This window comes from Frankia sp. CcCS3 (assembly GCF_977927575.1).
In genome coordinates, this window is the sequence record NZ_CDWRCL010000345.1 from 1 (window position 1) to 2,951 (window position 2,951).

At 72.1% G+C, this 2,951-nt stretch carries 3 protein-coding genes and 1 pseudogene; 2 read left to right on the forward strand and 2 right to left on the reverse strand.

Annotation, left to right across the window (positions count from 1 at the left end; translation table 11 throughout):
* Window positions 1–294 (forward strand): annotated as a pseudogene (locus tag AC08OQ_RS18955) (glutamate decarboxylase); the annotation flags it as partial.
* 118 nt (window positions 295–412) lie between these two features.
* Here AC08OQ_RS18955 and AC08OQ_RS18960 read toward each other — a convergent pair.
* On the reverse strand, window positions 413–550 hold the full coding sequence (locus AC08OQ_RS18960; protein ID WP_476612286.1) for a hypothetical protein: 138 nt from the start codon (window positions 548–550) through the stop codon (window positions 413–415).
* 124 nt (window positions 551–674) lie between these two features.
* Between AC08OQ_RS18960 and AC08OQ_RS18965 the strand changes: the two genes are divergently transcribed.
* Window positions 675–1,466: a VOC family protein gene (locus tag AC08OQ_RS18965; protein WP_462188696.1), complete on the forward strand. Its 792-nt coding sequence runs from the start codon at window positions 675–677 to the stop codon at window positions 1,464–1,466.
* A gap of 153 nt (window positions 1,467–1,619) precedes the next feature.
* Here AC08OQ_RS18965 and AC08OQ_RS18970 read toward each other — a convergent pair whose 3' ends face one another.
* Window positions 1,620–2,720 (reverse strand): GntG family PLP-dependent aldolase, encoded by a 1,101-nt coding sequence (locus AC08OQ_RS18970; RefSeq protein WP_476602358.1) that lies wholly within the window; start codon window positions 2,718–2,720, stop codon window positions 1,620–1,622.
* Window positions 2,721–2,951: the final 231 nt, after the last annotated feature.

Genomic DNA, 2,951 nt, shown 5'->3' on the forward strand with positions numbered 1-2,951 from the left:
GTACTTCCCAAACAGGCCCTACATCGCCAGGCGAGTGATGATCGGGCGGAGCGGACGGTCGACGTACGGCCGCACCTGGTCCCGTCGGGCGAGGAAGTCGTGGTCCCGCGGTTCCGGATGCCGCAGGAGTCGATTGCGCCGGAGACGGTCTACCAGATCGTCCACGACGAGCTGATGCTCGACGGCAACGCGCGGCTGAACATGGCCACGTTCGTGACCACCTGGATGGACCCGTACGCCGACCGGTTGATGGCCGAGTGCGCCCCGAAGAACATGATCGACAAGGATGGGTAGCCGCAGACGGCGGCGCTGGAGGAACGGCGAGTCATCGTTCCACCACTGAGCCGGGCGCCGGGCGCGGGGGCGGGGGTGGGGGCGAACCTGCCGAAGACGACCGAGTGCCCGAGGGGAGTCAGTGTGCACTCGACCCGCGGGGGTACCTCCACAGCGGGGTACCTCCACATATGTGGACCGGGGTGGGGATGCCGTCGCGTTCCAGGCCGCGCAGGGACTCGATGAGCACCTTGGGCGTGATGCCACGCAGCGGCACCTGGAGCTCGGAGAAGCTCGGAGAATCGCCGATGGCCGCCGAGGAATTTCTGTCGGTGCCGGGGTCCAAGGTGATGTGGCACGGTCCGCCTGATACGGGTCCGCACGATACGAAGGAGCACATCATGCCTACTCGAGAGACCGCCCCGGCCGGAGCGCCCTGCTGGGTCGACCTGATGACCTCCGACCCGGCCCGGGCTCGGACGTTTTACAGCGAGCTGTTCGGCTGGACGGCGGAGGATCCCGCTGAGGAGTTCGGCGGGTACTTCACCTTCACGAAGGACGGTGTCCAGGTCGCCGGCTGTATGCCCGAGCAGGACGAGGCCGTCCCGAATGGCTGGTCGGTCTACCTGGCCACGCCGGATGCCGAGAAGACCGTCGCCGCCGCTGTGGACCACGGGGGTCAGGTGATCGTCCCGGCGATGGCCGTCGAAGAGCTCGGCGTCATGGCCGTCGTGACCGACGCCGCCGGCGCGGCGATCGGCATGTGGCAGCCGGGGCTGCACCGTGGTTTCGGGGTGCTTGCCGAGCCGGGCGCCCCCGGCTGGTTCGAGCTGCACACCCGCGACTACGCCGCGGCCGTCGGCTTCTACCGGGACGTGTTCGGCTGGGACGTTCACGTCGTCAGCGACACCCCGGAGTTCCGCTACACGACCTTCGGCAAGGACGAGGGCGCGCTCGCCGGCATCATGGACGCGGCGGGCTTCCTGGCCGAGGGCGTCCCGGCGCACTGGTCGGTGTACTTCGCCGTGCAGGACACCGACGCGGCGCTCGCGAAGACCGCCGAACTCGGCGGGTCGGTGGTGCTGCCCGCGGAGGACACCCCCTACGGCCGCCTCGCGGTCGCCGCCGACCCGACCGGCGCCGTGTTCAAGCTGGTCGGCCCGGCCAAGTCTGAGCCCGCCGCCGCGAGCTGACCCGCCCGGCCCGGTTCCCGCCGCGGATGTGCCTGAGGCGCAGCACTATCGTTGCGGGAACCGAGGGCTGGCCCGTTACCGTCGGCGCCGTCGGCCAGTGACCATCCTGGCCCGGGGGGCGAGGGATCCGGCCCGGCTCAGGTGGGACCCGGCTCAAGCCGCCACCGGCGGCTGGGCGCGCAACAGGCGGGCGAGGACGGACCCGGCGTGGCGGATGCCCGCGTCGTCCACGTCGAGGTGGGTGACGATCCGCAGCGTGGTCGGCCCGGTCGCCCCGACCAGCACGCCCTGCTCGGCGGCGCGCGCCGCGACGGCCCCGGCGTCGGTGACCTGGACCAGCACCATGTTGGTCTCCACCGCCTTCGGGTCGACGCGGCCGGGTGCGGCGTCGGCCAGCAGCGCGGCGAGTTCGGCGGCGCGTCGATGGTCCTCCGCGAGCCGGTCGACGTGATGGTGCAGCGCGTGCAGGCCGGCCGCGGCCAACACGCCGGCCTGGCGCATCCCGCCGCCGAGCCGCCGGCGCCACTCCCGGACGGTGCCGACGCGGCCGGCATCACAGACGACCAGGGAGCCGACCGGCGCGCCCAGCCCCTTGGACAGGCACACCGACAGGGTCGTGAAGGCGGCTGCGAGGCGACGCGGCGGGACGGCGCTCGCGACCGCGGCGTTCCACAGCCGCGCGCCGTCGCAGTGCAGCGCCACGTCGGCGGAGTCGGCGATGGCGCGGAACTCCGCCAGCCGGCCGAGCGACCAGACCCGGCCGCCGGAGCGGGCATGGGTGTTCTCCACGGCCAGCACGCTGGTCCTGACCATGCTGTAGTTGCCGGTGACGCTGTGCGCGCGGATCGCGGCGGCCACGTCCGCCAGGTCCGCCGCCGCGGTGAGGCCGGGCAGGGTGCGGGTCTGCACTCCGCCGAGCGCGGCCAGTCCGCCGAGCTCGTAGGTGACGATGTGGGCCTCGGTGTCGGTGATGATCTCGGTGCCGACCGGCGCGCTGGACCGCAACGCGACGAAGTTGCCCATGGTCCCGCTCGGCACGAACACGGCGGCCTCGTGGCCGAGCAGGTCCGCGGTGTACTCCTCCAGCGCGCGGACGGACGGATCCTCGCCGTAGTGGTCGTCGCCCACCTCGGCTGACGCCATGGCCCAGCGCATCGCCGCGGCCGGCCGGGTCACGGTGTCGCTGCGCAGGTCCACGGGCCCGGCTGGGCGCAGCGGTGCCGGCCGGTTCGCCACCCGCGGCCGACTGGACACGGCCGGTTCGTCGTTGATCCTCGGAGAGCCGTCACCTGTGGCATCGGAGGTAATGTCTTGTGATGGTAGCTACCTGCACCAGGGCGTTCCGGGCTATTGGCGGTCCGTTGGTGAGCGTGCGAGCCCGGGTGTACGCCCCGGCGGGTACTCGGCGAACGGGTGCGCGACCTGCTGCTGCTTCGCCCTCGGCATTCCTCAGCCCGGCGGTGTCTGCCCAGCCTAATACTCCAA

What these genes read in the sequence shown, in the direction of transcription:
- AC08OQ_RS18965 (WP_462188696.1), top strand. Translation starts at nt 675, where the DNA reads ATGCCTACTCGAGAGACCGCCCCGGCCGGAGCGCCCTGCTGGGTCGAC.